This is a genomic window from Streptomyces sp. NPDC046308 (assembly GCF_055588065.1).
On record NZ_JBVJFB010000001.1, the window covers coordinates 1,540,900 to 1,566,726 of the forward strand.

Genomic DNA, 25,827 nt, shown 5'->3' on the forward strand with positions numbered 1-25,827 from the left:
TGGTGTGGCCACCGCTCCGTCGTGGTGCCTGCGGCGATATGTCATGAGCATGTCGGAACGACGTCAGGGTGTCGTTGACCGCACGAGCACGCTTGTTGACGGTTCTTGTACGCCGCTCGGGAGCGCGGCCGTCTGCCGGTACTCCGTCGGCGACATCCCGTACGCGGTGCGGAAGGCCCGGCTGAAGTGGGCGTTGCTGAGGAAGCCCCAGCGCGCGGCGATCACGTGGACGGGGTGGGAGTCCAGGCGCGGGTCGGACAGGTCGCGGCGGCAGCTCTCCAGACGCCGTTCCCTGATCCAGCCCGCGACGGTCAGCCCCTCCTCCTGGAAGAGCTTGTAGAGGTAGCTGACGGAGATCTGGTGGGCCGCCGCCACCGCCCGGGGCGAGAGGCGGGCGTCCCCGAGGTGCCGCTCCACGAAGCCCTGCACGCGGAGCATCAGCGCACGCCGGTACGACGCGGGCGCCGCGCCGTCCCCGGCGTCCGGCTCGTGGGCGAGCAGGGCCGTCAACAGGTCGAGGAGGACGCCGCCCAGCCGGGCGGTGTCGGCCGGCCGGTAGTGCCGGGCGTCCCTGACCAGGCGGACGAGGAAGTCCGTCAGCAGCGGGCCGATCCCCTCACGGCCGGACAGCCGCTCGCCCGCGAGGCGTTCCATGCGCGCGGCAGGCACGGGCAGCAGCGCCCCCGGGAACCGGACCTGGATGAGCTCGGCGGGATCCGGGTGCGCCGTCACCACCGAACGGAACGGCCGGGAGCCGTCGTAGAGCACCATCTCCCCGGGCTCGAGCACGCTCTCCCGGCCCGCACGGGTCAGCAGGGGCCTGCCGTGCAGCGGGAGCGCCAGGTGGAACAGGCCTGGATCGGCCCCACGGATCAGGTGCGGGGTCCGGAGCACTTGCAGCGAGCGGAAGGCCAGCGCGGGCACGTTCGTGATCGGTGCCGCGCCGTCCTCACCACGGATGGCCGTCTGTAACAGGATTCTCTCCTTCCTGGTGGGTTCCCTCGAAGGGGACCGGGTCGATTCGCCAGCCGGCCAGGGCCGGCGCCACGGCGAGGGCTCTGCGGACGATCCGCTCGCCGGCCGAAGCGGCTTCCTCCGCGCCCGCGGCCAGGAGGAACAGCGCGATGTCCAGGCGCGCTTCGGCGCAGCCGGCGTACACGTGCTCCAGCCGGTCGGCGGGAACCGCGGTGGCCCAGATGACATCGGTGACGAGGTGGCGGTCGACGCGCCGGACGGGTCGGTCCGGTGGCGCCGACAGGAACACGAGGGTCATGACGAGGTGCACGACCCCGGTCAGTCCCAGATCAGGCCGAAGAAGACGAAGAACACGGCAGGCCTCGTTTCTGAGGTCGAGGGGGATCACTCGGTCGGTGTACGGGGGAGGCAGGCCCGCCTTGTTCCCGGTGACGAGTCTTCCGGCCGGCCGCCGCGCACGGAAGGCAGACCGGGTGAGAGCAACCGCTCCGGAGCGGTTGCTCTCATGTGCTCGGCGCCGCTCGTGCGGCGGCACGCGAGAAGCCCCTGGCGGAGCCGGGGTTCTCCCTCGAGAACCGGTTCCACCAGGGGCTTTCTTCGTACGCCGAGGGCCGCGGCCGGCGTCAGCAGATGCGCGGCAGCTGCTCTCCGAGCGGGAGGTCGACCACGCGGGTGCCGCCGAGGGCGGTCCGGGAGACGACCATGCCGGGGTGCGCGTCGACGGCCTCGCCGATCACCGTGGCGTTCCGGCCCAGCGGGTGGGCGCGCATGGCGTCGAGGACGGCGTCGGCGTGCTCGCGGGGGACGAAGGCGACCAGCTTGCCCTCGTTGGCCACGTAGAGCGGGTCGAGGCCGAGGATCGAGCAGGCGTTCGCGACGGCCGGCGGGACCGGGACACGGCTCTCGTTGATCACGACGCCGGTGCCCGATGCGGCCGCGATCTCGTTGAGCGAGGCCGCCAGGCCCCCGCGGGTGGGGTCGCGCAGGACGTGCAGGTCAGGGGTGACGGCGAGCATGCTCTGCACGAGGCCGCCCAGGGCCGCGCAGTCGCTCTCGATGTCCACGCCGAATTCCAGCCCCTCGCGGACGCTCATGATCGCCACCCCGTGGAGGCCGATCTCGCCGCTGACGATGACGACGTCGCCGGGCACCACGCGCTGCGGGCGCAGGTCCACCCCGTCGGGGATGATCCCGATGCCCGCGGTGTTGATGTACACGCCGTCCCCGTGGCCCACTTCGACCACCTTGGTGTCGCCGGTGACCACCTCCACGCCCGCGGCCCGCGCGGCGGCGCCCAGGGCCTCGGCCACGCGCGCGACCGCGGACATCTCGACGCCCTCCTCCAGGATGAACCCGCAGGAGAGGTAGGCCGCCCGGGCGCCGCTCATGGCCAGGTCGTTGACCGTGCCGTTGACCGCGAGGTCGCCGATGGTGCCGCCGGGGAAGAAGAGCGGCCGCACCACGTACGAGTCGGTGGAGAAGGCCAGTCGGACTCCGCCGAGGGTGAGCGCCGCGGAGTCCCCGAGCTGCGCCAGCGCCTCGCCGCCGAAGGCGGGGGCGAAGAGGTGCTGGACCAGCTCGGCGGAGAGCGCTCCCCCGCCGCCGTGGCCCATCACCACGCGGGGGTGGTCGCGCAGCGGGGCCGGGCAGGTCCAGGCCGTGATGTCGAGTGCGGTGTCAGACAACGGGGCTCGCCTCCAGCGGAGCGGTCGGGGCGGCGGGCACGGTCCTCAGTTCCAGCCGCCGGTAGAGGTAGTACGCGGCGCAGGCTCCCTCACTGGAGACCATGGTGGCGCCGAGCGGGCTGCGCGGGGTGCACAGCGTGCCGAAGGCCTCGCACTCGTGTGGCTTGAGCAGCCCCTGGAGCACCTCGCCGCTGCGGCACGCCGCCGGCTCGCGGGTGTTGATCCCGGTCACCGAGAAACGGTGCTCGGCGTCGAACTCCCGGTAGCGGGCGGACAGCCGCCAGCCGCTGTCGGGGATGACGCCGATGCCGCGCCAGGCGCGGTCGGTGACCTCGAAGACGTCCTCCAGCATGGCGAGGGCCGCCGGGTTGCCCTCCGGGCGGACGGCCCGCGCGTACGCGTTGTCGACGGTGTGCTCGCCGCGCTCGAGCTGCCGCACCGCCCGTCGTACGCCCTCCAGGATGTCCAGCGGTTCGAAGCCGGTCACCACGATCGGCACCCGGTGGCGCGCGGCCAGCGCCGGGTACTCGCCGACGCCCATCACGCTGCACACGTGTCCGGCGGCGAGGAAGCCCTGGACCCGGCAGCTGGGCGACTGCATGATCGCCTCGATCGCCGGGGGCACCCGGACGTGGGACACCAGCAGGCTGAAGTTGCGGATGCCCAGCTTCTTCGCCTGGTGGACCGTCATGGCGTTGGGCGGTGCGGTGGTCTCGAATCCGATGCCGAAGAACACCACCTGCCGGTCCGGGTTCTCCCGGGCGACCCGCAGGGCGTCGAGCGGCGAGTAGACGACGCGTACGTCGCCGCCCTCGCTCCGCACCCGGAACAGGTCTCGGCCGGTCCCCGGCACCCGGAGCATGTCCCCGAAGGAGCAGAAGATCACGTCGGAGCGGGAGGCGATCTCCAGCGCCTTGTCGATGACCTCCAGCGGGGTCACGCACACCGGACAGCCCGGACCGTGGATCAGCTCCACCTGGTCCGGGAGGAGCTGGTCGATGCCGTGCCGGATGATGGTGTGGGTCTGGCCGCCGCAGACCTCCATCAGCGCCCAGGGGCGGGTCACGGTGGCGTGGATGTCGTCGAGCAGCCGCCGGGCCAGCTCCGGGTCCTGGAACTCGTCGATGTACTTCACGGCGTGACCTCCTCCTGCGGCGCGGCGACGGCCGGTCCGTCGGCGAAGGGCCAGGGCTCGCCGCCCGCTTCGGCGGCCTGTTCCCACGGGTCGCCGAACTCCTCCTGGAGCATGCCGAGTTCGGCGAAGAGTTCGAGGGTGTGGCGCGCCGACTCCTCGTCGAGGCGCTGGAGGGCGAAGCCCACGTGGACGATGGCATACTCACCCACCCGGAGGTCCGGGAGGTACTCCAGGCACACCTCCTTCTGCACGCCGCCGAAGTCGACGGTAGCCATGCGGGTGCCGTCCCTCTCCCCGATGTCAAGCACTCTGCCGGGTACCGCCAGGCACATGGGCTTCTCCTTGCTGTGGGTGGTGCGCGGTGTCGGCGGCGGCCGCCACCACGAGCTGGCCGAGGGACAGACCGCCGTCGTTCGGGGGGACCCGGCCGTGGCGCAGGACGGTGAAACCGCTCGCGCGCAGGGTGCGGGCACACGCGGACGAGAGCAGGGTGTTGGCGAAGACCCCGCCGGTCAGTGCGACGGTCTCCAGTCCGTGCCGTTCGCGCGCGAGGGTGCAGAGCGTGCCGACGAGGGCGCCGACCGCGGTGTGGAAGCGGGCGGCGATCAGCCCGGGGGGCGTGCCCGCGCGTACGTCGGCCACCACGGCGGCCAGTACGGGCGCGGGATCGGCGGTGACCGGACCACCGTCGGCCGGGCCGGGCGGGAGGCGCAGTGCGAAGGAGTAGCCGGGGCCGGCCGGGCCCGCGGCGAGGGCCGCGCCCTCCAGCTCGATCGCGGCCTGCGCCTCGTACCCCGCCCGGTGGCAGACGCCGGCCAGGGAGGAGACGGCGTCGAAGAGCCGGCCCATGCTGGAGGTGGGGACACAGTTCAGGCCCCGCTCCAGCTGCCTTTCCAGCACCGGGAGTTCGTCCGGCGGGCAGGCGGCGGTGCAGGGCAGGTCCGGGCTCCAGCCGATGCCCGCGGCCCGCAGATGGGCCAGCGCCATGCGGTACGGACGCCGCACGGCCGCGTCCCCGCCCGGGAGCGGCACGTACCCGAGGTGGGCGAAGCGGGTGTACCCGGTGTAGTCGGCGAGGAGGATCTCGCCGCCCCACACGGCCCCGTCGTCGCCGTAGCCGGTGCCGTCGAAGGCGACGCCGATGACCGGACTGCTGCCGTCCAGGCCGTGCTCCGCCATGGCGGAGGCGATGTGCGCGTGGTGGTGCTGGACGCGCACGAGCGGCCGGCCGGCCGCGGCGTGCGTCGCCCAGCGGGTGGAGCGGTAGCCGGGGTGCCGGTCGGCGGCCAGGCGCAGGGGGGCGACGCCGGTGATGGACTCCAGCTGGCGCTCGGCGCGTTCGAAGGCGTACCGGGTGGCGAGGTCGTCCATGTCCCCGACGTGGGCGGACAGCCAGGCCTGGCGGCCCGCCCCGAGGCAGAAGGCGTTCTTCAGGTCCCCGCCCACGGCGAGGGTCGGCGGGACCGGCAGCGGCAGGGGCAGCGGGAGCGGGGCGTACCCGCGCGAGCGCCGCAGGGTCAGCGTCTCGCCGTCGCAGACCCGCACGACGGAGTCGTCGCAGGGCACGTGGATGGGGCGGTCGTGCGTGAGCCAGGCGTCGGCGAGGCCGGCGAGTCGCTGCAGGGCCTCGTCGTCGTCGGTGACGATGGGCTCTCCGGCGAGGTTCCCGCTGGTCATGACGAGCAGCCGGGGACCCGGGGGGTCGCCGGGCAGGCCCAGCAGCAGGTGGTGGACCGGGGTGTACGGGAGCATCACGCCGAGGTCGGGACAGCGCGGGGCCACCCCGTCCGCCAGGGAACCCGGGGCGTCCTGGGCCGCCGTGCCGCCGTCGCGGCGGCGCAGCAGCACGATGGGCCGTACGCCTCCCGTCAGCAGCTCCCGCTCCTCGGGGCCGACGTGCGCGAGCCGTTCGGCGTCGGCGAGGTCCCGGGCCATCAGGGCGAAGGGCTTGTCCCCGCGGTTCTTGCGGCGGCGCAGTGCGGCCACGGCTCCCGGCTGGGTGGCGTCGCAGGCCAGGTGGTAGCCGCCCAGTCCCTTCACGGCGAGGACCGCCCCGGCCGCCAGGAGCCGGCGGGCCTCGGCGACCGGGTCGACGCCCGGGGTCTCGCGGGGCGGCTGTCCGGTGAGCAGCCTCAGCCGGGGGCCGCAGGCCGGGCAGGCGACCGGCTGGGCGTGGAAGCGTCGGTCGGCGGGGTCGCCGTACTCGCGGGCGCAGTCGGCACACATCGGGAAGGGGGCCATGGTGGTGTGGGCGCGGTCGTAGGGCAGCCCGGTGACGATGGTGAACCGCGGCCCGCAGTGGGTGCAGGTGATGAAGGGGTGCCGGTGGCGGCGGTCGGCCGGGTCGGCCAGTTCGCCGAGGCAGTCGGCGCAGGTGGCCGCGTCCGGGGAGACCAGGGTGCGGGCGGGGCCGCCGGTCCGGGAGGCGATGATGGTGAATCCGGCGCCGCCCGATACCGGGAGCTCGCAGTGGTCGACGGCGTCCACGACGGCCAGCGGGGGCGCGTCGGCGGCGAGCCGCTCGCAGAAGCGGTGGACGTCGTCCGGGGCACCCTCGACCTCCGCGACCACGCCCTCGGGGGTGTTGGTGACGTGCCCGGCGAGGCCGAGTCCGGTCGCGCGGGTGTAGACGTAGGGCCGGAAACCGACGCCCTGGACCACGCCGCGGACGATGACCCGGCGGCGCTGCACGGCCTCCATCAGCGGGTCTGCGCGGCGGAACGCACGTGGGGGTGGTCGTCATCGTGGCCGTGGCCGTCCCCGTGGACGTGCACATGACCGTCGCCATGATCGTGGTCGTGGCCGTGGCCGTGGCCGTGGCCGTGCGGCTGCTGCAGGCCCGCCATGACCGGGGTGTGCGTTCCGGCGCCCTCCCCCGCCGCCAGCGCCCGGTCGAGCAGCAGGCCGATGCCCTCGCCCGCGCGGGCCGAGGTGAGGACCACCTCCACACCGGGGTTGACCTGCTCGACGTGGGCGCGGAAGGCGGCCTCGTCGAAGTCGACGGCCCGCGCGATGTCGGTCTTGGTGACCACCACCAGCTGGGCCAGTCCGAAGGCGGTCGGGTACTTCAGCGGCTTGTCCTCGCCCTCCGTCACCGACGCCAGGACCACGCGCAGCGACTCCCCCAGGTCGTAGGAGGCCGGGCAGACCAGGTTGCCCACGTTCTCCACGAAGAGCAGCCGGGTGTCCTCGGGCAGCCAGCCGTCCAGGTGCCGGCCGAGCATCCCGGCCTCCAGATGGCACAGCCCGTCGGTGAGCACCTGCTTGACCGGGGCTCCCGAACGCGACAGCCGCTGCGCGTCGTTCTCGGTGGCCAGGTCGGCCGTCAGCGCGGCCACCGCGACGCCCCGCTCACGGGCGAGGAGCAGTTCGCGCTCCAGCAGCTCCGTCTTCCCGCTGCCGGGGCTGGAGAGCAGGTTGACCACCGTTGTTCCGCGGGCGGTGAGTTCGGCGCGCAGGACCTGGGCCGCCATGTCGTTCTTGGCGAGTACCGCCTGCCGCAGATCGACCACTCGGCACATGGTTCAGGCCTCCTCGGGAATCGGTTCGCGGGTACGGGCACCGGCGGGGCCGTCCTCCCAGCGCACGCTGAGGATCTCCAGCTCACGGCCCGACAGCAGTTCCACGGCGGTGGCCCTGCCGCATCCGGGGCAGCACAGTTCGGGGGGCATCCCCACGGCCCAGGTGCCGGGGCAGGAGGCGCAGCGGGCGCGGGCCGGCACGGACTCGGTGACGAGCGTCGCGCCGTCGAGGGCCGTTCCGGCACAGGCCAGTTCGAAACAGAAGGCCAGCGCGTCGGGCACCACGCCCGCCAGCTCGCCGACCCGCAGCCGTACGGAGGTGACGGCGCGCGCGCCGCCCGCCCGGGCCGCCTCTTCCACCTGGCCCACTACGGCCATGGCGATGGACATCTCGTGCATGGGACTCCGTCCTGCCGGGGCTCATTACACCGGCGGGACGGGGTCGTCAGGGTCGGGCACGCCGGTGCGCGGCGCGCCCCGTACGCCATTCGGGCGCGGCAGGGGCAGCGGCGTCACATCCTGCGGATGCGCAGGTAGCGCCTGAGGTCGGGGAGGACCACGACCAGGACAGCGGCGAGGGCGGCGGCCGCGGCCCCGCCGATGAGGGCGTTCTTCATGGGGTTCTCCTCAGTTCGCGGCGGAGGCCGCCGGTTTCGTGGGGGCCGGGGTGCGGATCACGTCCAGGACCATGCGTACGGCTTCCGGCACGGCGGCGGTCACGGCCGCGCTGAGCCCGATGCCCTCGTCGAGGCGGGCCGGTTCGCAGCCGAGGACCAGCGTGCGCCGGGGCGGGGTGGCTCCGGTGCCGGCGCACAGGGTGCCGAGCAACGCGAGGACGGCGTCGGGGGACATGTGGTGGCCGTCGAGGAGGGGCGGGCCGGGTGCCGTGCCCGCGGGGCCGGCGCCGTCCGGGTCCTCGCCGCCGTCGGCCTCGATGAGGTAGAGCGTGCCCGGTTCGCCGCCGCGTGCGGTGGCGTCGACGAGCAGGAGCGTGTCGTAGCCGTCGAGGAGCTGGTAGGCGAGGTGGACCCCGCGTACGCCGAAGTCCACCGCCTCGACCCCGTCGGGCAGTGGGTGCGCGGCCAGCGCCCGTACGGTCTCGACGCCGAACCCGTCGTCGCCGAGGAAGACGTTGCCGATGCCCGCGATCAGGACCCTGTCGCTCACGCTTCCTCCAGGGGGGTGACCTCGTCGGGCTGGAAGTAGAGGAACCTGCCCTGCTCCCGGCGGATGTCCGCGCCCGGGTCCTCCTCGACGGTGACGGCGAGGTGGACCCCGCCGTCGACGTCGTGGAGGACCGCCTCGACCAGCGCGGCACGGCCCTGGAGGAAGAGGTCCTGGGCGTCGGTGCGCCGCAGTCCGGGGCGGAGCAGGACCCGGCTGCCGGGGCCGACCGAGGCGCCGGCGATCGTGATCCGGTCGTGGGCCGGGGCCGCGGTCCGGGCCCGGGCCGGGTCCCACCAGGGGGTGTCCGGGCTGAACACCGTGTCCTCGGAGGGAAGTTCCGTCAGCAGGGGCGGCTGGTCCGGGCCGGTGATCTCCCGCAGGGCGCGCACCGCGCCGTGCAGGCGGTCCAGTACCTCGGGGGGCATGGAGTCGGCGAGGTCGATCACGGCGGCCGCCCGGGCGTCCGTACCGCGTGCCTCGCGCTTCTCCCGGTCGGTCAGGGCCGCCGTGCGCAGGGCCAGGATCTCGTCGATCTCGGTGGAGTCGTACATCGCGCCCGCGCTCTCGGGGGCGATGGCCGCGTGGTCCTCCAGGATGATCGGGGAGGACAGGACCACGTCGGCGCGGCCGGGTTCGCCCGCGAGGACCGGCCAGGTATGGCGGTTGACGCACGCCGCGGCCGCCTCCCGGGCCCACTCGGGCGGGTCGGTCATGGACAGGAAGGATCCGGAGTCGAGGCCCAGCAGGAGGTGGGCGGCGACGAGCGAATACGGCAGCGCGGCCTCCCGGTCGGCGCAGCCGTTCCCCGATCCGGGCGCCGGGGCCCACGGGCTGGTGTTCTCCACCACCGCGCGGAGCCTGAACACCCGGTACGCGCCGTCGAGTTCGGTGGCCTGGAGCCGGACGCGTCCGTTGGCCTCCTCGGTACGTCGCACCAGGCGGCCCACCGTCCGCCCGTCGGCGTCCCGGACGGTCTCGGTCTCGTCGCGGGCGGGGCGGTGGAAGGGGACGGTCACCTCCCCGGCCGCCAGTTCGGCGACGGGGACGGACAGTTCGACCCGCTCCTCCACACCCTCGTCCCAAGGGACGAGTACGCGGTCGTCCAGGTGCAGCTCGGCCGCCTCCGCGAAGTGGCCGCCCTCCAGGGCCTGTTGGACCGTACGCCGCTGCGCCCGCAGGAACCGCAGCTCCAGGGCGAGCGTCGCCGCACCCCGCGGCTCCATCAGGAGCTCGGTCTGCTGGAAGGCGTGCTCTTCGTGCGCGCGGCCCCACGCCGGGGGGACGAGCACGCCGAACTGCCACCGCAGCCGGTTCTTGGCCGCCGAGGCCCGGTACGGGTAGAGCACGTACCCCTCGAGGAGGACGGCGTCGGCCACCTGCCGGGCGGCGGCGAAGCGGGAGCCGTCGGCGGTGGCGGTCGTGGTCGGGGAACCGGTCACGGGGCGGACCTCCCGGCTCGGCGGGGCAGGACCGCACCCGGCCGGGGCGCCCCCGGCGGGGGCGGCTGCGGCGGCGGGGCGGCCGCGTCCAGCAGGGCCCGTACGGTCGCCTCCCACGAGGCGAGCGCGTTGCGGGAGCGGAAGGCGAGCAGCGCGTCCATGGTGTCGCGGGGCAGCCGGAGCCAGCCGCAGCCGGGGAAGTGCTGCTCGACCATCTCGCGCCACACGGCCACGGGCATCCGGTACGCGGCTTCGCGGTCCCAGGGCACCGGCTCGACCCGGAAGCCGCCGGCACCGGTGAAGGCGGTGCCGGAGAACAGCATCAGCAGCGGGACCTCCCCGTCCGCCAGGGCTTCGAAGTAGCGGGTCGCGGCGATGTCCATGTCGTAGGTGCACGGCACGACCAGGTCGGTCTCGGTCTCCCCGGTGAAGCTCGGGACCATGGCCTGCACCTGGGCGAACTGCACGGGCTTGAGCGAGGTCCCCCACCGGGAGCGCTCCCCGAACAGGTCCGCCAGCCCCTCCGCCTCGGCGGGGCCGTAGCCGCGCCGGGCCGGTTCGATGCGGATCTGGCAGCGCAGGGCGAGGGCGTGCACCCGGGCTCCCCCGGCGGCGGTGATGCGCAGCCGGAAGACGAGGGTGGGGCCGGCGGCGTAGGGGTCGGCCCGCACCCCGGTGCAGGTGAAGCCGAGCTCCGCCGTGCCCGACGTCGCCGTCGCCGTCGTCCCCGCCTCGGCGGGCCTCGCCGGAATCGCGGTCATCGGACCCCCTCCTGCGCCAGGACCCTGGCCCGGCTCTCCACCTGCGCGAAGAACGCGCGCAGCGCGGCCCGGGCCTCCGGTCCGCCGTCGAAGCCCTGCCACAGCAGCCGCATCCGCCCCACCAGCTCGTAGCAGATGTCGATGGGCACCAGGTAGCACTCGGTGCGGCCCTCCGAGCGGCGCAGCAGCAGCGCCTCCACGTCCGGTTCGAGCAGTTCGGCGAGCCGGCCCGTGCCCAGTACGGTCTGCCAGGTCTCCGGGGCGAGTTCGCTCTCGGTGGCTCCGGCGGGGCTCGGGTAGAGGGCGACGAGCCGGTCGAGGGCGGCGTTGCGGAAGAAGAACGCGACCCCGACCGGGATCTGGAGGAGTTCCCACGCGCCGTCGTCGAGCCGGTGGCCCGGGTCGGTGAGGTAGCGGACGGGGACGGCCCGCAGCCGTCCGGTGGCCGCGCCCGGCCGGTCGAACAGCAGGGCGCAGGGGGTGCAGGCGCAGAGCAGCGTCCGCTTCTCGGTCTCCACCAGGTGGCGGTGCGACTCCCCGGGCACGATCACCCCGCACAGTTCGCAGGTCTCGGGCCGGGGCGGGCGCGGGCCCGCGAACCTGCGGAGCCCGCGCGGGCCGTTCGTACGGGTTCCGGGCCCGGTCACGGGACCCGCGCCGGGCTGGGGGGCCGGGTGCCGATCTGGAGGAGGGCGGGCGGCGGGGCCGCGGCGGGTTCCATCTCCACGCTCGTCACTTCGGGCGCGAAGCAGGCGAGGGTGTCCTCCAGGGTCCGCAGGGCGGCGTCCTGGCCGCCGCTGCCGCAGCCGCAGCCGCCGGAGGCGGCCCGGGGGCGCAGCCGCAGGACGCCGGTGCTCTCGTCGAAGCCGACCAGCTCCACCGGGTCGGCCACACGGTCCAGGGCGCGGGCGATCCGGGTGGGCGCGTCCTCGGGGTGCAGGCCGTGCAGGGAGAGCAGGCTCGCCACGAGTTCGTCGTCGAGCACCGCGTCGAGCGGGCCCTTCCCCAGGCCCTCGACGATCCGGGCGAGCCCGGCGCCGTAGAAGTCCATGAGGACCCGCACCAGTTCCTCGGCGGCCGCGCAGGCCGCCCGGTCGCCGGTGGCGGCGATCCCGTCGAGCACTTCCTCGACCCTGCGCCCCGCCTGGGCCGCGTCGAGCACCGCGCTCATCCGCCCAGTCCGCTCAGGCCGGTGGGCACGTGCATGGTCTTCACGGTCTTGCCGCCGCCGACGTACATGTGGACGCCGCAGGGCAGGCAGGGGTCGAAGCTGCGCACCGCGCGCATGATGTCGATGCCCTTGAAGTTCTCCGGGGTGTTCTCCTCGAAGATCGGGGTGTTCTGGACCGCGTCCTCGTACGGGCCCGGCGTGCCGAAGGTGTCGCGGGTGCTCGCGTTCCACGGGGTCGGCGGGTACGGGTGGTAGTTGGCGATCTTCCCGTCGCGGATCACCATGTGGTGCGACAGGACGCCGCGTACGGCCTCGGTGAAGCCGACGCCCAGACCCTCGTCCGGCACCTCGAACTTCTCCCAGGTCTGCGTGCGTCCGGCGCGGACCTCGGCGAGGCCCTTCTCGGCGCAGTGCAGGGCGATGGCGGCCGCGTACGCCTGGAAGTAGGTGCGGGCGCGGTTGCGCTCCAGCGCGTTGCTCCACTTCGGGATCTTCCACTCGAAGCGGGTCTCGGGCTTGGTCATGGTGCGCGGCAGCGTGATGACGACGCTGTTGCCGGTGGCCTGGACGTAGTCGGTGTGGACGAGTCCGGACAGGGCGGTGGACCACAGGCGGGCGATGGGGCCGCCGCCGGTGTCGAGCGCGAGGTGGTCCTTGCCGTCGAACCAGCGGGGGGACATCACCCAGCTGTACTTGTCGTCGAAGTTCCGCTTCTGCGGGGCCGGGATGGTGTGCTGGTTCCACGGGTGGCGGGGGTCGACGGGGTTGCCGAGCGGGTCGTGGGTGACGAACTGCTCCTGGCCCTGCCAGTCCTCGTAGTACGAGCTGCCGAGCAGGATGCGGATGCCGAGGTTGATCTCGGTGAGGTCGTTGGTGACCAGTTTGCCGTCGACGATCACGCCCGGGGTGACGAACATCTTCCGTCCCCAGTCGGTCATGTTGGCGTACGTGAAGTCGCAGTACTCGGGGTCGTTGAGGGCGCCCCAGCAGCCGAGCAGGACGCGCCGGCGGCCGACCTCCTCGTAGCCGGGCAGCGCCTCGTAGAAGAAGTCGAAGAGGTCGTCGTGGAGGGGGACGACCTTCTTCATGAACTCGCAGTACCGCATGAGGCGGCTCATGTAGTCCGTGAAGAGCTGGACGGAGGCGATGGTGCCGACGCCGCCCGGGTAGAGGGTGGAGGGGTGCACGTGGCGTCCCTCCATCAGGCAGAACATCTCGCGCGTGTAGCGGCTGACCTGGAGCGCCTCGCGGTAGAACTCGCCCTCGATGGGGTTGAGGGAGCGCATGATGTCGGCGATGGTCCTGTAGCCGTGCTCCCCCGCGTGCGGGGACGGCGTGCGCTCGGCGAGCTCCAGGACACCGGGGTTGGTCTCGCGGACCATCTTCTCGCAGTAGTCGACCCCGACCAGGTTCTCCTGGAAGATGTTGTGGTCGAACATGTACTCCGCCGACTCGCCGAGGTTGATGATCCACTCGGCGAGGTGCGGCGGCTTCACCCCGTAGGCCATGTTCTGCGCGTACACGGAACAGGTGGCGTGGTTGTCACCGCAGATCCCGCAGATGCGGCTGGTGATGAAGTGCGCGTCGCGCGGGTCCTTGCCCCGCATGAAGACGCTGTAGCCGCGGAAGACCGACGAGGTGCTGTAGCACTCCGCGACGCGCTTCTGCTTGAAGTCGATCTTCGTGTGGATGCCGAGGCTGCCCACGATCCGGGTGATCGGATCCCAGGCCATCTCCACCAGGCCGCTGCCGTCGCCGGCCGCCTTCGTGTTCGCTGCCATCGTGTCTGCCGTGACCCTTCTTCGGTGCGGGGAGCGGGAGTTGCTGCGCGTGCGGGGCTGGGGAGGAGCGGGACGTCACCAGGGCGGGCGGTAGCCCGTGGTCAGGCTGCGGCCGCCGTGCCGCCACTTCGGTTCCTCGTCCACGGTGTGGGCGGTGACCGACCGCAGCTTGCGGACCAGTGCGCCGTACGCGCCGCTGGCCTTCGTGGAGACCTTGGCGCCGGGGGGTTCGTCCATGAACGGCATGAACTTGTCGGGGAAGCCGGGCATCGTGCAGGCGATGCAGATGCCGCCGACGTTCGGGCAGCCGCCGATGCCGTTCATCCAGCCGCGCTTGGGGACGTTGCACTTGACGACGGGGCCCCAGCAGCCGAGCTTGACCAGGCACTGCGGGGAGTCGTAGGTGTGGGCGAACTGGCCCTGCTCGTAGTAGCCGGCGCGGTCGCAGCCCTCGTGGACGGTGGCCCCGAAGAGCCACGTCGGGCGCAGCTTGTCGTCGAGGGGGATCATCGGGGCCGAGCCCGCCGCCTGGTAGAGCAGGTAGGTCAGGGTCTCCGAGAAGTTGTCCGGCTGGATCGGGCAGCCCGGTACGCAGACGATCGGGATGCCGGCCTTGGAGGTCCAGTCCCAGCCGAGGTAGTCGGGCACGCCCATGGCGCCCGTCGGGTTGCCCTCCATGGCGTGGATGCCGCCGTACGTGGCGCAGGTGCCGATGGCCACGACCGCGAGGGCCTTGGGGGCCAGCCGGTCGATCCACTCGCTGGTGGTGATGGGCTGTCCGGTCTCCGGATCGTCGCCGAAGCCGCACCAGTAGCCCTCGGGCTTGATCTTCTCGTTGGGGATGGACCCCTCGACGACCAGGACGAAGGGGTCGATCTCGCCCCGCTCGCCCTTGAAGAACCACTCGATGAACGTGTCGGCGCCGCCGACCGGTCCGCATTCGAAGTCGATCAGCGGCCAGTGCACTGCGATCTTGGGCAGACCGGGCAGCACGCCGGACACGATCTCCTCGATGCTCGGCTGCATCGCGGCCGTCAAGGACACGGAGTCGCCGTCGCAGCTCAGTCCCGCGTTGATCCAGAGGATGTGGATCGGGGGGTCTTCGACCGGGTCCTTCGTCACTGCGGCCATGGATGCCTCCTCGGGGAGGGGGTCGGGAAGGGGGTGCGGAGAGGCGGCCTGTCTCGTCCTCACCCTTCTTGCTAACAGCAGGCGGGACCGGGCGCCGCGTCTGGTACGGCCAGTCCAGTGACGGGCGGGGGGACTGCCGCGCGTTCCTTGCGCACGAAGGCGCGGCGCAGGGCGTGGTACGGGGCCTGCGGGTCGAAGAAGGTGCGGTGCATGTGGGCCAGCTCGGCCTCGCGGTGGGCGGCCAGCGGCCGGTGCGCCTCGTCGCGCTCGCGGACGGCCTTCTTGGCCGCGATGCGGGCCGTGGTGCCGGGCAGGGCGGCGAGGCGGGCCGCGAGGCGTTCCGTCTCGCCGGTGAACTCCGCGGGCGCGCAGGGCACCGTACGGTCGACCAGGCCCAGGCCGTGCGCGGCGGCGGCGCTCAGCGGCTGGGCCTCGGCCATGAGGCGCTCCGCGACGCCGGGGCCGACGCGGCGGGGCAGGGTGTACGTCCAGTACTCGGAGCCGTACAGGCCCATCAGGCGGTAGTGCGGGTTCAGGACGACGCCCGAGCGGCACCAGACCTCGTCGGCCGCGAGGGCGAGGACGGCCCCTCCGGCGGCGGCGTTGCCGCCCAGCGCGCTGACCACGAGGCGGTCGGTGGTGGTCAGGACCGCCTCGACGAGGTCGTCCATGGCGTTGATGTTGGCCCAGGACTCCTCGGCCGGGTCGGCGGCGGCCTCGATGACGCCCAGGTGGATGCCGTTGGAGAAGAAGTCGCGTCCGCCGCCCAGGACCAGCACGGAGGTGGGGCGGGTACAGGCGCTCCGGTACGCGTCCAGCAGGCGGCGGCAGTGCGCGGTGCTCATCGCGCCGCCGGGGAAGGAGAAGGTCAGGAAACCGGCCCGGCCCTCCTCGTGGTAGCCGATGTCGGACCAGGTGCGGCGGTGGGGGCCGGCGTGCGGGGGTGCGGGCACCTCCGGAAGCGGGGGCAGACGGTCCGCGAGGGCCACGGTCGCGGGCAGTTTGGGCTCGGCCGGCCGGCCGGGCCGGCGGCGGGCGCGCAGCTCGGGGATCCAGACGGCGCCGTCCGCGGTGGCCCGGCAGACCGCGCCGGCGCGGGTGGCCAGCAGCTCGCCGGGGCGGCCGCGCAGGTGGCCCTCCCGACGCCCTCCGTGCAGGAACCACTCACCGCCGAGCAGGTCGTCGCGTACGCCGGGCTGGGAGTCGGCGGCGCGCAGCGTGCGCAGGACCCGCTCGGTGCCGTCCGCCTCCCAGTCGATCCGGCGGTCCTCCTGGCGCAGGAGGGGCCGGGCCCGGCCGCCGGTCTGCGGCCGTGGGACGTAAGTGCCGGAGGCGAAGCGTTCCACCGCGAGGAGGACGGCCTCCAGGGCCGCGTCGGCGATCTCGCCGCGGTAGAGGTCGCTCTTGCCGACGGGCGGCACCGGGCAGTCGGCGCTCGCCCAGACGTCGCCGGCGTCCATCTCCGCGTTGGCCTCCAGGACCGTGACGCCCCACCGGGTCTCTCCGTCCTGGATCGCGTGGTCCAGGGAGGAGGGGCCGCGGTCGCCGACCGGTCCCGGGTGGACGATCAGGCAGGTGTGGGCGGACCAGACCTCCTCGGGGAGGGCCGTCCGCAGCATCGGGGCGATGACGAGGTCGGGCCGGTGCCCGCGTACGGCTTCGGCCAGGGAGGCGCCGGGCAGGGCGAGTTCGACGGCGACGCGGTGGCCGTGGTCGCGCAGCTCGGCGTGGACTCGCTGCGTGAGGCTGTTGAACGCGCTCGCGACGAGCAGGACGTACACGTGATCTCCCAGCGGCGGCCCGGAGCCGCGGTACGGCGGTGCGCGGCCGAGCGGCCGTGCGTGACCGGAACATGACCGGCCGCCTGAGATGGTCGAGTACTCCGGGGCCGTGGCGGTCGAAGCTGCGCGGCGGTGTCACTCGAAAGCGCGCCTTGCGACGGCCGATCAGCCGTGCCGCCGGGGGGTCATCCCGGACCCCGCGCCTCAAACGCCGGCGGGGCTGAAGTGGCAGCCGAGCAGCGCGGCCCAAAGCCCGGGGCTCCGCCCCACACCCCGCCGGGCTCCGCCCGGACCCGCTCCTCAAACGCCGGAGGGGCTGACTTTGTTCGGCGCAGCCGGAGGGTACGGCTCAAAGATCGGGGCTCCGCCCCGGACCCCGCTCCTCAAACGCCGGAGGGGCTGGATTTGGTGCGGCGGGGCTGGATTTGCGCAGGCAGGCCGGATGGTGCGCCAGCACCGGGAAGTTGGTCAGCCCGGTCGGTTGGGGTGGGGGTGGGTGTGTGTCGGGGTGATCCCCGCAGGGTGCCAAACGCACTGCCGCCCAGCTCTCCGACACCCCGAGACGTTTGGCGCCCGAGGAGACGCCCCGGCGCGCGCCCACCCCCACCCCAACCGACCCCCACACCGAAGCCCGACCCCGCCCAAGCGGCGCAGCCAACCCGCCGGAGGCTACGCGGCCCCTCGAACCCCCCGGAGGCCACTCTTTGTGAAGATATCGCGCCAGGCTGGCGAGATATCTTCACAATAGGCGGTCATTTTCGCTCAGTGAGCGTCATCTACGGTCGCCGAGCGCCGATACCGTCCTCCCCGCTCGGAGCCACGTCGGCGTGCGCCGGCAATCCTTCGAAGCCTTTCGAGAATGGCCGAAAACAACGGACCGCTATCGGTTCACGGACATCATCCGGCCATTCAACGTGAGTTGACCGGGTAGCGAGGGCCGACCTAAGGTTTGGACCAGTACTGCCCGGTACCCCATATCCGGCTTGACCTTTTCTCCGCTGCACTCCGCCCGGGCGGATCGAAGAACGGGTATTTCGCGCCGACCGCGCTCCTGGAGTCGCGTGTCGCTTTCGCCATGTGCCCGCCGGCCCGCACCCGGTCCGAGCATCAACTTCCGGCACTGATTGAGGCTGAGAATGCTTGACGAATCATTATCGCCGCTGCCCGCCGCCCTGGACGAAATCCGCCACGCGACCGTCGTCGACGCCCTGCACGCCCACGCCGCCCGCATTCCGCAGGACGCGCTCTTCACCTTCCTTCCCGACGGCGAGGAGGCGGAACCCTCCCTCACCTTCGCCACGCTCGACGCCAGGGCGCGCGCCGTCGCCGCGGACCTGCGCGCGCAAGTGGAGCCGGGCTCCCGGGCGCTCCTGCTGTTCACTCCCGGCCAGGACTTCGTCGTCGCCTTCTTCGGGTGCCTGTACGCGGGCGTGGTCGCGGTGCCCGCCCATCTCCCGCACCCCGAGCAGCGCGCCCGCGGGCTGCTGCGGCTGGCCGGCATCGCCGAGGACGCCCAGCCCGCCGCCGTGCTGACCACCGCGGACATCCAGGCGGTCCTCGAGACGACGGCACGCACCATTCCGGAAATCCGGGGAACGGCGTGGCTGGCCGTCGACACGATTCCCGAGGAAAACGGAGCGGAATGGTTCGCCGCGGCCCCGGATCCGGATTCCCTCGCATTCCTGCAGTACACCTCGGGTTCCACCGGTCAGCCGAAGGGGGTGATGGTCACCCACCGCAACCTGGCCCACAACATCGACCTCATCCGCACGTCGCTCGGGCTCGACTCGTCCACGGTCGTGGTCGGCTGGCTGCCGCTTTACCACGACATGGGGCTCATCTCCATGATCATCCTACCGGCGATGATGGGGATCCGTTCCGTTCTGATGCCCACCGTGGCGTTCCTGCAGAGCCCGGTGCGCTGGCTGCGCGCGATATCGACGTACCGGGGGACGCTTTCGGCGGCCCCCAATTTCGCGTTCGACCTGTGCACGCGAAAAGTGACCGCCGAGGACCGCGCGACGCTGGACCTCTCCTCCTGGTCCGTCGCGACGAACGGCGCCGAGCCGATCCGCGCGGACTCGATGATCCGGTTCGCCGAGGCCTTCGCCTCCACGGGGTTCCGCCCGGAAACCATCATTCCGGTGTACGGGCTCGCCGAGAGCACGCTGCTGGTGAGCGGTGCGCCGCTCGCACGGCCGTGGACGTTCCGCTCCTTCGACGAGAACGAGCTGGAGCGCGGTTTCGCGGAGAGCGTGCCGCAGGACAGTGCGGATGCGCGCGTGCTCGTCAGCTGCGGCGTCAGCCGGACCCTGGACGTGGCCGTCGTCGACCCGGAGAAGCACATCCGCTGCCTTCCGGGGCAGGTCGGTGAGATCTGGGTCGCGGGCGAGAGCGTCGCCGTCGGCTACTGGCAGCGCCCGGACCTCAGCCGCGAGGCCTTCGGGGCCACGCTGGGCGACAGCGGCGAAGGCCCGTACATGCGCACGGGGGACCTCGGCTTCCAGACCGAGGACGGCCTGTTCGTCTGCGGCCGCATCAAGGACGTCGTCATCGTGGGCGGCCGCAACCACCACCCCCACGACATCGAGCGGACCGCCGAGAGCGCGCACCCCGCGATCCGCCCCGGATGCGTGGCGGCCTTCGGCGTGGTCAGCGACGGGGAAGAGGCGGTCGTGGTCGCGGCCGAACTCCGCCGGGAGGCGGCCGACGGCAAGGGCGCGGCGGAGCCGGAGAGCGTGGCGAACGCCGTGCGGCGCGCCGTGATGCAGGAGCACCGGCTGACCGCGCGCGACGTCGTCCTCCTGCCCGCCGGAACCCTTCCCAAGACGTCGAGCGGGAAGTTGCAGCGCGGTGAGACCCGGAAGGAGTACCTGGCCGGCCTCGATCCGTGGAACGCGAAGCGCTGACGTGCACGACAGCACACCACAGGGGGAAGCACATGACGGACACGGAGCTGGAGACCTGGCTGCGCCGGCGCATCGCCGAGCTGGCCCACATGGGTTCGGGCGACGACATCTCGGCCCACGAACCGCTCGCCGCGTACGGCCTGTCCTCGATCGACGCGGTCGCGCTCGCCGGTGAGATCGGCGCCCGGCTGGGCCGGAAGGTCTCGCCGACGCTCGCGTACGAACATCCCACCCTCGGGGAACTTTTGGACCACCTCCAGGGCTTGCGGCCCGCGCGGGCCGCCCACAGCACGCCGAGCCGCGCGGCCGCCGGGCAGCGGCCCGGCGAGCCGATCGCGATCATCGGCATGGGGTGCAGGTTTCCCGGGGCCGACGGCCCGGAGGCCTTCTGGGACCTCCTCGAGCAGGGCGTGGACGCCATCGGACGGATCCCCGACGGGCGGTTCTCCCGCTGGGGTCGCGGGAACAGCGGCACGGACCGCGCCGGCCTCGGCGGCTTCCTCGACCGCGTCGGCGGCCTGGACCTCGACTTCTTCGGCATCGGCGAACACGAGGCCGCCAGGATCGACCCGCAGCAGCGGCTCGTGCTGGAGGTCGCCTGGGAGGCCGTCGAGGACGCCGGGATCGACCCGTACGGCCTGGCAGGTTCGCCCACGGGCGTCTTCGTCGGCATCTCCAGCTCGGACTACCGCGACGCGCTGTCGAACGCGCCGTCGGCGGACGCCTACTCCCTGCTGGGCGGGGCCTCCAGCGTCGCCGCCAACCGGCTCTCGTACGTACTGGACCTGCGCGGACCGAGCCTGACGGTCGACACGGCCTGCTCTTCCTCCCTCGTCGCCGTCCACCTCGCCTGCGACGCGATCCGGCGCGGTGAGTGCGGCGTCGCCCTCGTCGGCGGGGTCAACGTGATCCTGAGCCCGGCGATCACCGAGGCCTTCGACGCCTCGGGCGTCATGGCGCCCGACGGGCGCTGCAAGGCCTTCTCCGCGCAGGCCGACGGCTATGTGCGCAGCGAGGGCGCGGGCGTCGTCGTACTGAAGCCGTTGAGCGAGGCGCTGCGCGACGGCGACCGCGTCTCGGCCGTGATCCGCGGCTCGGCGGTGACCTCCGACGGGCGGACCAACGGGCTGCCGGCGCCCAGCCGTCAGGCGCAGGAGGACGTCGTACGCCGCGCGCTCGCCCAGGCGGGCGTCGCGCCGTCGGAGGTCGGCTACGTCGAGGCCCACGGTACGGGGACGGCCATCGGCGACCAGATCGAGGCCGCCGCGCTGGGGAACGTACTGGGCCGGGGGCGCGCCGCGGACCGGCCGTGCGCGATCGGTTCGGTGAAGACGAACGTCGGGCACCTGGAGGCGGCGGCCGGCATCGCCGGCCTGATCAAGCTGGCCCTGAGCCTCGAGCACCGGGCCCTGCCGGCCTCCCTGCACTGCGAAGAGCCGAACCCGGACATCGACTTCGCCGGACTCGGGCTGCGCGTGCAGTCCTCGCTGCGGCGCTGGGAGTCCCCCGACGAGGTCGGCGTGGTCGGGGTGAGCTCCTTCGGCTTCGGCGGCACCAACGCGCACGCGGTCCTCGGCCCCGCCCCGCAGGCGGAGCCGGTGGCCCTCGCGGAGCACCCCGTCGGGCTGCTGGCCCTGTCCGCGGGCACCGAGGAGGCCCTGCGCGCGCAGGCCGCGGACCACGCGGCGTGGGCCGGCGGACTGAGCGGCGACGAGCTGAGCCGGGGGACGGCCGCGGCGACGCTGCTGCGGGGCCGCGGCGGGCCCCGGGGGCGCGCCTTCCGCGCCGCGTTCGCCTTCGAGGACAAGGACGAACTCCTCGCCCGGTTACGGGAGGGGTTCACGGCCGTCCGGCACGTGCCGGACGACGCGGGCGTCGTCTTCGTGTTCCCCGGGCAGGGCGCCCAGTGGCTCGGGATGGGCCGGGCCCTGCTCGCCTCCGAGCCCGCCTTCGACCTGGCCGTCTCGCGCTGCGAGCAGGCGTTCGCGCCCCACGTCACGTGGTCGCTGCGCGAGGTCCTGACGCGGGAGGACGCCGCCCCGCTGCTGGAGCGGATCGATGTCGTGCAGCCGGCCGTCTTCGCGATGCAGGTGGGTCTGGCGGCCGTCTTCCAGACCTGGGGCGTGCGGCCCGCCGCGGTCGTCGGCCACAGCATGGGCGAGGTCGCGGCGGCCCACGTGTCGGGCGCGCTGCGCCTGGAGGACGCGGCGCGGATCATCTGCCGCCGCAGCGCCCTGATGATGCGCCACCGGGGGCAGGGCGCCATGGCGCTGGTCTCGCTGCCCGTGTCGGACGTGCGCAAGGCCGTGGAGCCGTACGGGGAGCGCCTGTCGCTCGCCGCGCACAACGGCCCGGCCACCACGATCGTCTCCGGGGAGACGGGCGCCGTCGACGCGTTCGTCGCCGCCATGGACGCCAAGGGCGTCTTCAGCCGCCGGGTCAAGGTGGACGTGGCCTCGCACTGCGCCCTGCTGGAGGACCTGCGGGAGGACCTCCTCTCGGAGCTGTCCGGGCTGTCGCCGCGTCCCGCGGGCATCGCCTTCCACTCCTCCCTCACCGGGGAGCGCTTCGACACCAGCGGGCTGACCGCGCCGTACTGGTGGCGCAATCTGCGCGAGCCCGTGCTGTTCGCCGACGCCGTCCGCGGCGCCGCAGTGGCCGGCCACCGCGTGTTCCTGGAGCTGAGCCCGCACCCCCTGCTGTCGGTCTCGGTCACCGAGTGCCTGGAGGACGAGGACCGTCCCGTGGCCGCCGTACCGGCGATGCGGCGCACGGACGACCGGGCCCCCTACGAGGCGGTCGCCGCGCTGTTCGAGGCCGGGTGCGAGATCGACTGGCGTGCTTTCTTCGGCGGCGCGCCCCGGGCCGGCACCCGGTTGCCCGCGTACCCCTGGCAGCGTCAGGAGCACTGGATCGAGCCGCCGGGCCCGCAGGCGGAGGGGACGCTGGTCACCGGCTCGCTGCCGGTCATCCGCGACCACCGCGTGCAGGGGCGGGCCATCGCGCCCGCCGCGTGGATGCTCGACGCCGCGCTGAAGGAGCTCCACCCCGGCCCGGTGGGCGGCTACGGGCTCGACGACGTCCTGGTGACCAACTCGCTGGCGGTCGCCGAGGGCGAGTCCCGGCACGTACGGGTCTCCCGGCGGATGCGCGCGGGGGACGAGCCGTACCTGTCCGTGGAGAGCCGCGCGGCGGACGACCCGGGTTCGGCGTGGGAGGAGCACGTCTGCGCCGCGTGGTCGGCCACCGGGCCCGTGCCGCCCGCGGTCGACCCGTCCGAGATCCGGCGGCGCTGCCCCCGGCCGGTCGAGCCGCGGGCCCTGTACGAGCACCTCGCGGCCTCCGGACTGTCGTACGGGGACAGCATGCGCATGGTGACCGGGATGTGGCTGGGCGAGGGGGAACTGCTCACCGAGCTCGCACCGCCCTCGTCGCGGACCCTGGGCCGACCGCTTCCCGCGGACGTCGCGGACGGGGCGATGCAGTCGATCGCCGGGCTCTCCTTCGACGCCGGTGCCCAAGGGACCTTCGTCGGCTTCGGCTACCGCCGCGTCGACGTCTTCGCGCCGTGGTCCGGCCCGGCCCTGGCCCACGTACGGCTGCGGGGCGAACTGAACGAGGACGAGGACGCGGACACCTTCGACTGCGACGTCGACGTCCTCGACCCCGGGGGCCGGGTCCTCGCCCGGTTCACCGCTGTGTCGCTGAAGCGGATCCGCACCGGGCACTCCCTGCGTTTCTTCGCCGTGGACGAACGCCCGCGGGCCCGGCCCGCCGAACCGGGCGAACGCCCCCGTCGGGTCGTCCTCCTGACCGGGGACGCCGAGCGGTGCGCGCCGCTGGTGGAGGAGCTGCGCGGGAGCGGCGCCGACTGCACCGTGCTGCCGCTGCCCGGGGGCGAGGACGGCACGGCGTTCCTGGAGGCGCAGCCGGCGGCCGCGCGCCTGCTCGTCGTCGAGCCGGAGCGCGAGGCCTTCCTCGCGCTGCTGCGCTGCGCCGCGCGGACCGGCACGGCGCCCCGCCGCGAGCTCGCGCTGGTGAGCAGCGACGTGGCGCTGCCCCCGCTGCTGCGCGCCCTCGAAGAAGAGACCGCGACCTGGTCGGGACGGGCGATCCGGATCGAGGCGGACGAGCTGGCGACGCGCGAGCTCGCCCGTGACGTCGTCGCGGAACTCGCCGTACCGGCGGACGCGTTCCTCGTCCGGTACCGGCACGGGGAGCGCACGCTCCCGGCCCTGACCCCGGTGGAGCCCGGCTCCGTACCGGCGGACCTGCGGCCCGGCGGCGTCTACTGGATCACGGGCGGCCTGGGCGGCCTGGGTTCGACCCTGGCGGTCACCCTCGCGCGTGAGGCGGGGGCCCGGGTGGTGCTCACCGGCCGCCGGGAGGAGGTCGACCCGCGGCTGGAGGAGGCGGTCGACGCCGCCGGCGGACGGCTGCTGTACATCCGGGCCGACGTGACCGACGCGGCCGCCGTACGGGGCGCCCTGGACCTGACGCTGCGCCGGTTCGGCGCCCTGCACGGCGTGATCCACACCGCGGGGATCCTGGACGACGCGCTGATCGAGTCCACGCCGCCCGAGCGCATGCACGCGATCATGCGGCCGAAGGAGCTCGGCGCCCGGATCCTCATCGACGCGGTGGCCGCGGAGGACCTGGACTTCCTCGTCCTGTTCTCCTCCATGGCCAGCCTGTTCGTGACGCCCGGCCAGGGCGCCTACGCGGCGGGCAACGCCACGCTCGACGCGCTGACCGGTACCGGGCGCGGCCGGCGCACACCGGTGCGTACGGTCAACTGGGGCCCGTGGGCGGAGCTGGGCATGGTCGCGGACCCCAGGTACCAGCGCCGGCTGATCGAATCGGGGCTGCACCCGATGTCCCCGGACGAGGGGGCGCGCGCGTTCCTGCTCGCCCTGGCCGGCTCCCACCCGCAGCTCGCGGTCCTAGACGTACGCGACGAGGTCGCGGACGGGCTGGTCGCCCGTTTCAACCGCGGCTCCGGCGGGGCCGGGGCGCCGCGGGCCCGGGCCACGGCGCGGCCCGAGGGCAGGGCGGGCTCCGCGGCCGAGTTCGTGCGGGCGGAGCTGGCCCGTGCGCTGCGGCGCGCGCCGGGCGAGATCGACACGTCGGTCCGCTTCGACCGCCTGGGGGTCGACTCGCTGCTCGCCGTCTCCGTCACCCGCAGGATCGGGGCCCACTTCGGGCTCGAACTGCCGGCGACGTTCATGTTCAACCACCGGACGGTGGACGCGGTCGGGCTCCATCTGGACGGCCTGCTCGGGACGGCGGAGCCCCAGGAGGACTCCCGGAAGGATCTCCGGGACGATTCCCGGGGGGAGCGGGCGGCGCCGAGCGCGCGCGAGATCACGCCGGCCGAGGAGGAGCGCCACAGCACCGTCCGCGGCTACACCGTCGTCGCGACCCCGTCCGGGCTCGCCATGCGGCTGCAGGACGTGCCCGTGCGCAAGCCCGCGCCGGGCGAGGTCGTCATCGACGTGCACGCGGTCGGCGTCAACTTCATCGACGTCCTGGCCTCCACCGGCTTCCACCCGTTCCTCTCCCGCCCGCCGTTCGTCCCCGGGCACGAGGTGGCCGGTGTCGTGCACGCGGTGGGTGACGCGGTCGAGCACATCCGGCCCGGCGACGCGGTCATCGCGCTCACCCCGCAGGGGGGTTACGCGGCCCGCGTGACGACGGAGGCGTACACGGTCGCTCCGCTGCCCGCCGGTGTCTCCTTCACCGACGCGGTGGCCATGCTGATCAGCGGTCTGACCGCCATCGCGTGCCTGGAGCGCGAGGCGCGCGTGGACCCGGGCGACCGGGTGCTCGTCCAGGCCGCGGCCGGGGCGACGGGCACGGCGTGCGTGCAGCTGGCGCTGCACCACGGCGCGACGGTGTTCGGTACGGCGAGCACCGAGGCCAAGCTGGAGCACCTGCGGGCCCTGGGCGTCCAGCACCCGATCAACTACGCGGAGGCGGACTTCGCCGACGCGGTCCGGGAGATCACCCCCGACCAGGGGCTCGACCTCATCGTCGACTCCCTCTCCGGGGACGCCGTGGGCAAGGGCCTCGCCCTGCTGCGGCCGGGGGGCCGCTTCGTCGAGATCGGGGCAGCGGGAGTGCTCGACCTGGCCGTGAACGGCCGGGACCTGTTCATGAGCAGCCGTTCGTTCTGCACGGTGAACGTCGGTGCGCTGGCGCGTGATCCGTCCCGGCTCCGGCCCCTGATGGACCGCCTCGTCGAGCTGGTCGACGCGGGTGTGCTGCGTCCCGCCGTGGGTGGGGTCTTCGCCCTCGAGGACGCCCCGCAGGCGATCACCCGGCTCCGCAACCGGGACAACATCGGCAAGTTCGTCATCACCGTTTCTTAG

General features: G+C 73.5%; 19 protein-coding genes. 2 read left to right on the forward strand and 17 right to left on the reverse strand.

Going from position 1 to position 25,827, the window contains the following annotated elements:
* Window positions 1-63: 63 nt before the first annotated feature.
* The 17 genes from ACZ6JT_RS06785 to ACZ6JT_RS06865 all read right to left on the reverse strand — a co-directional run bounded on the left by ACZ6JT_RS06785 (window position 64) and on the right by ACZ6JT_RS06865 (window position 16,547).
* The gene (locus ACZ6JT_RS06785) at window positions 64-924 is read right to left on the reverse strand and encodes a helix-turn-helix domain-containing protein (RefSeq protein ID WP_469207871.1); all 861 of its coding nucleotides are present in this window, start codon (window positions 922-924) and stop codon (window positions 64-66) included.
* Window positions 925-949: 25 nt separating this feature from the next.
* Complete coding sequence (locus ACZ6JT_RS06790; protein ID WP_469207873.1) at window positions 950-1,273, reverse strand: hypothetical protein; 324 nt, start codon at window positions 1,271-1,273, stop codon at window positions 950-952.
* A gap of 325 nt (window positions 1,274-1,598) precedes the next feature.
* Window positions 1,599-2,588 (reverse strand): hydrogenase expression/formation protein HypE, encoded by a 990-nt coding sequence (gene hypE, locus ACZ6JT_RS06795; RefSeq protein ID WP_469208244.1) that lies wholly within the window; start codon window positions 2,586-2,588, stop codon window positions 1,599-1,601.
* Window positions 2,589-2,652: 64 nt separating this feature from the next.
* Window positions 2,653-3,795 (reverse strand): hydrogenase formation protein HypD, encoded by a 1,143-nt coding sequence (gene hypD / locus ACZ6JT_RS06800; protein WP_469207875.1) that lies wholly within the window; start codon window positions 3,793-3,795, stop codon window positions 2,653-2,655.
* Window positions 3,792-4,127 (reverse strand): HypC/HybG/HupF family hydrogenase formation chaperone, encoded by a 336-nt coding sequence (locus ACZ6JT_RS06805; protein WP_469207877.1) that lies wholly within the window; start codon window positions 4,125-4,127, stop codon window positions 3,792-3,794. The genes hypD and ACZ6JT_RS06805 overlap by 4 nt, the downstream gene beginning before the upstream one ends.
* Window positions 4,096-6,495, reverse strand: a complete 2,400-nt coding sequence (gene hypF / locus ACZ6JT_RS06810; protein ID WP_469207879.1) for a carbamoyltransferase HypF — start codon at window positions 6,493-6,495, stop codon at window positions 4,096-4,098. The genes ACZ6JT_RS06805 and hypF overlap by 32 nt, the downstream gene beginning before the upstream one ends.
* Window positions 6,495-7,316 (reverse strand): hydrogenase nickel incorporation protein HypB, encoded by an 822-nt coding sequence (gene hypB / locus ACZ6JT_RS06815; protein WP_469207881.1) that lies wholly within the window; start codon window positions 7,314-7,316, stop codon window positions 6,495-6,497. The genes hypF and hypB overlap by 1 nt, the downstream gene beginning before the upstream one ends.
* A gap of 3 nt (window positions 7,317-7,319) precedes the next feature.
* The gene (locus tag ACZ6JT_RS06820) at window positions 7,320-7,715 is read right to left on the reverse strand and encodes a hydrogenase maturation nickel metallochaperone HypA/HybF (protein WP_469207883.1); all 396 of its coding nucleotides are present in this window, start codon (window positions 7,713-7,715) and stop codon (window positions 7,320-7,322) included.
* 113 nt (window positions 7,716-7,828) lie between these two features.
* Window positions 7,829-7,933, reverse strand: a complete 105-nt coding sequence (locus ACZ6JT_RS06825; RefSeq protein ID WP_469207885.1) for a DUF6893 family small protein — start codon at window positions 7,931-7,933, stop codon at window positions 7,829-7,831.
* 10 nt (window positions 7,934-7,943) lie between these two features.
* Window positions 7,944-8,483, reverse strand: coding sequence for a hydrogenase maturation protease (locus tag ACZ6JT_RS06830; RefSeq protein WP_469207887.1), 540 nt, complete (start codon window positions 8,481-8,483; stop codon window positions 7,944-7,946).
* A complete protein-coding gene (locus tag ACZ6JT_RS06835; protein WP_469207889.1) occupies window positions 8,480-9,922 on the reverse strand; it encodes a hypothetical protein in 1,443 nt (480 codons plus the stop codon). Before ACZ6JT_RS06835 ends, ACZ6JT_RS06830 begins: the two co-directional genes overlap by 4 nt.
* Window positions 9,919-10,683, reverse strand: coding sequence for a DUF6084 family protein (locus tag ACZ6JT_RS06840; RefSeq protein ID WP_469207890.1), 765 nt, complete (start codon window positions 10,681-10,683; stop codon window positions 9,919-9,921). The genes ACZ6JT_RS06835 and ACZ6JT_RS06840 overlap by 4 nt, the downstream gene beginning before the upstream one ends.
* Entirely contained in the window at window positions 10,680-11,330 is a 651-nt protein-coding gene (locus tag ACZ6JT_RS06845; protein ID WP_469207892.1) for a DUF5947 family protein, read from the reverse strand. The genes ACZ6JT_RS06840 and ACZ6JT_RS06845 overlap by 4 nt, the downstream gene beginning before the upstream one ends.
* Window positions 11,327-11,854 (reverse strand): hypothetical protein, encoded by a 528-nt coding sequence (locus ACZ6JT_RS06850; RefSeq protein WP_469207894.1) that lies wholly within the window; start codon window positions 11,852-11,854, stop codon window positions 11,327-11,329. The genes ACZ6JT_RS06845 and ACZ6JT_RS06850 overlap by 4 nt, the downstream gene beginning before the upstream one ends.
* The gene (locus ACZ6JT_RS06855; RefSeq protein ID WP_469207896.1) at window positions 11,851-13,635 is read right to left on the reverse strand and encodes a nickel-dependent hydrogenase large subunit; all 1,785 of its coding nucleotides are present in this window, start codon (window positions 13,633-13,635) and stop codon (window positions 11,851-11,853) included. Before ACZ6JT_RS06855 ends, ACZ6JT_RS06850 begins: the two co-directional genes overlap by 4 nt.
* Before the next feature lie 75 nt (window positions 13,636-13,710).
* Window positions 13,711-14,766, reverse strand: a complete 1,056-nt coding sequence (locus ACZ6JT_RS06860; RefSeq protein ID WP_469207898.1) for an NADH-quinone oxidoreductase subunit B family protein — start codon at window positions 14,764-14,766, stop codon at window positions 13,711-13,713.
* A 71-nt stretch (window positions 14,767-14,837) separates the two neighbouring features.
* Complete coding sequence (locus ACZ6JT_RS06865; protein ID WP_469207900.1) at window positions 14,838-16,547, reverse strand: enoyl-CoA hydratase-related protein; 1,710 nt, start codon at window positions 16,545-16,547, stop codon at window positions 14,838-14,840.
* 1,136 nt (window positions 16,548-17,683) lie between these two features.
* On the opposite strand from ACZ6JT_RS06865, the gene ACZ6JT_RS06870 reads away from it, so the two are divergent.
* Both ACZ6JT_RS06870 and ACZ6JT_RS06875 read left to right on the forward strand, forming a co-directional pair.
* A complete protein-coding gene (locus tag ACZ6JT_RS06870) occupies window positions 17,684-19,456 on the forward strand; it encodes a fatty acyl-AMP ligase (RefSeq protein ID WP_469207902.1) in 1,773 nt (590 codons plus the stop codon).
* Between the two features lie 32 nt (window positions 19,457-19,488).
* The gene (locus ACZ6JT_RS06875) at window positions 19,489-25,827 is read left to right on the forward strand and encodes an SDR family NAD(P)-dependent oxidoreductase (protein WP_469207904.1); all 6,339 of its coding nucleotides are present in this window, start codon (window positions 19,489-19,491) and stop codon (window positions 25,825-25,827) included.

What these genes read in the sequence shown, in the direction of transcription:
- ACZ6JT_RS06790 (WP_469207873.1), bottom strand. Translation starts at nt 1,273, where the DNA reads ATGACCCTCGTGTTCCTGTCGGCGCCACCGGACCGACCCGTCCGGCGC.
- hypE (WP_469208244.1), bottom strand. Translation starts at nt 2,588, where the DNA reads ATGGGCCACGGCGGCGGGGGAGCGCTCTCCGCCGAGCTGGTCCAGCAC.
- ACZ6JT_RS06805 (WP_469207877.1), bottom strand. Translation starts at nt 4,127, where the DNA reads ATGTGCCTGGCGGTACCCGGCAGAGTGCTTGACATCGGGGAGAGGGAC.
- hypF (WP_469207879.1), bottom strand. Translation starts at nt 6,495, where the DNA reads ATGGAGGCCGTGCAGCGCCGCCGGGTCATCGTCCGCGGCGTGGTCCAG.
- hypB (WP_469207881.1), bottom strand. Translation starts at nt 7,316, where the DNA reads ATGTGCCGAGTGGTCGATCTGCGGCAGGCGGTACTCGCCAAGAACGAC.
- ACZ6JT_RS06820 (WP_469207883.1), bottom strand. Translation starts at nt 7,715, where the DNA reads ATGCACGAGATGTCCATCGCCATGGCCGTAGTGGGCCAGGTGGAAGAG.
- ACZ6JT_RS06825 (WP_469207885.1), bottom strand. Translation starts at nt 7,933, where the DNA reads ATGAAGAACGCCCTCATCGGCGGGGCCGCGGCCGCCGCCCTCGCCGCT.
- ACZ6JT_RS06840 (WP_469207890.1), bottom strand. Translation starts at nt 10,683, where the DNA reads ATGACCGCGATTCCGGCGAGGCCCGCCGAGGCGGGGACGACGGCGACG.
- ACZ6JT_RS06850 (WP_469207894.1), bottom strand. Translation starts at nt 11,854, where the DNA reads ATGAGCGCGGTGCTCGACGCGGCCCAGGCGGGGCGCAGGGTCGAGGAA.
- ACZ6JT_RS06855 (WP_469207896.1), bottom strand. Translation starts at nt 13,635, where the DNA reads ATGGCAGCGAACACGAAGGCGGCCGGCGACGGCAGCGGCCTGGTGGAG.
- ACZ6JT_RS06860 (WP_469207898.1), bottom strand. Translation starts at nt 14,766, where the DNA reads ATGGCCGCAGTGACGAAGGACCCGGTCGAAGACCCCCCGATCCACATC.
- ACZ6JT_RS06870 (WP_469207902.1), top strand. Translation starts at nt 17,684, where the DNA reads ATGCTTGACGAATCATTATCGCCGCTGCCCGCCGCCCTGGACGAAATC.
- ACZ6JT_RS06875 (WP_469207904.1), top strand. Translation starts at nt 19,489, where the DNA reads ATGACGGACACGGAGCTGGAGACCTGGCTGCGCCGGCGCATCGCCGAG.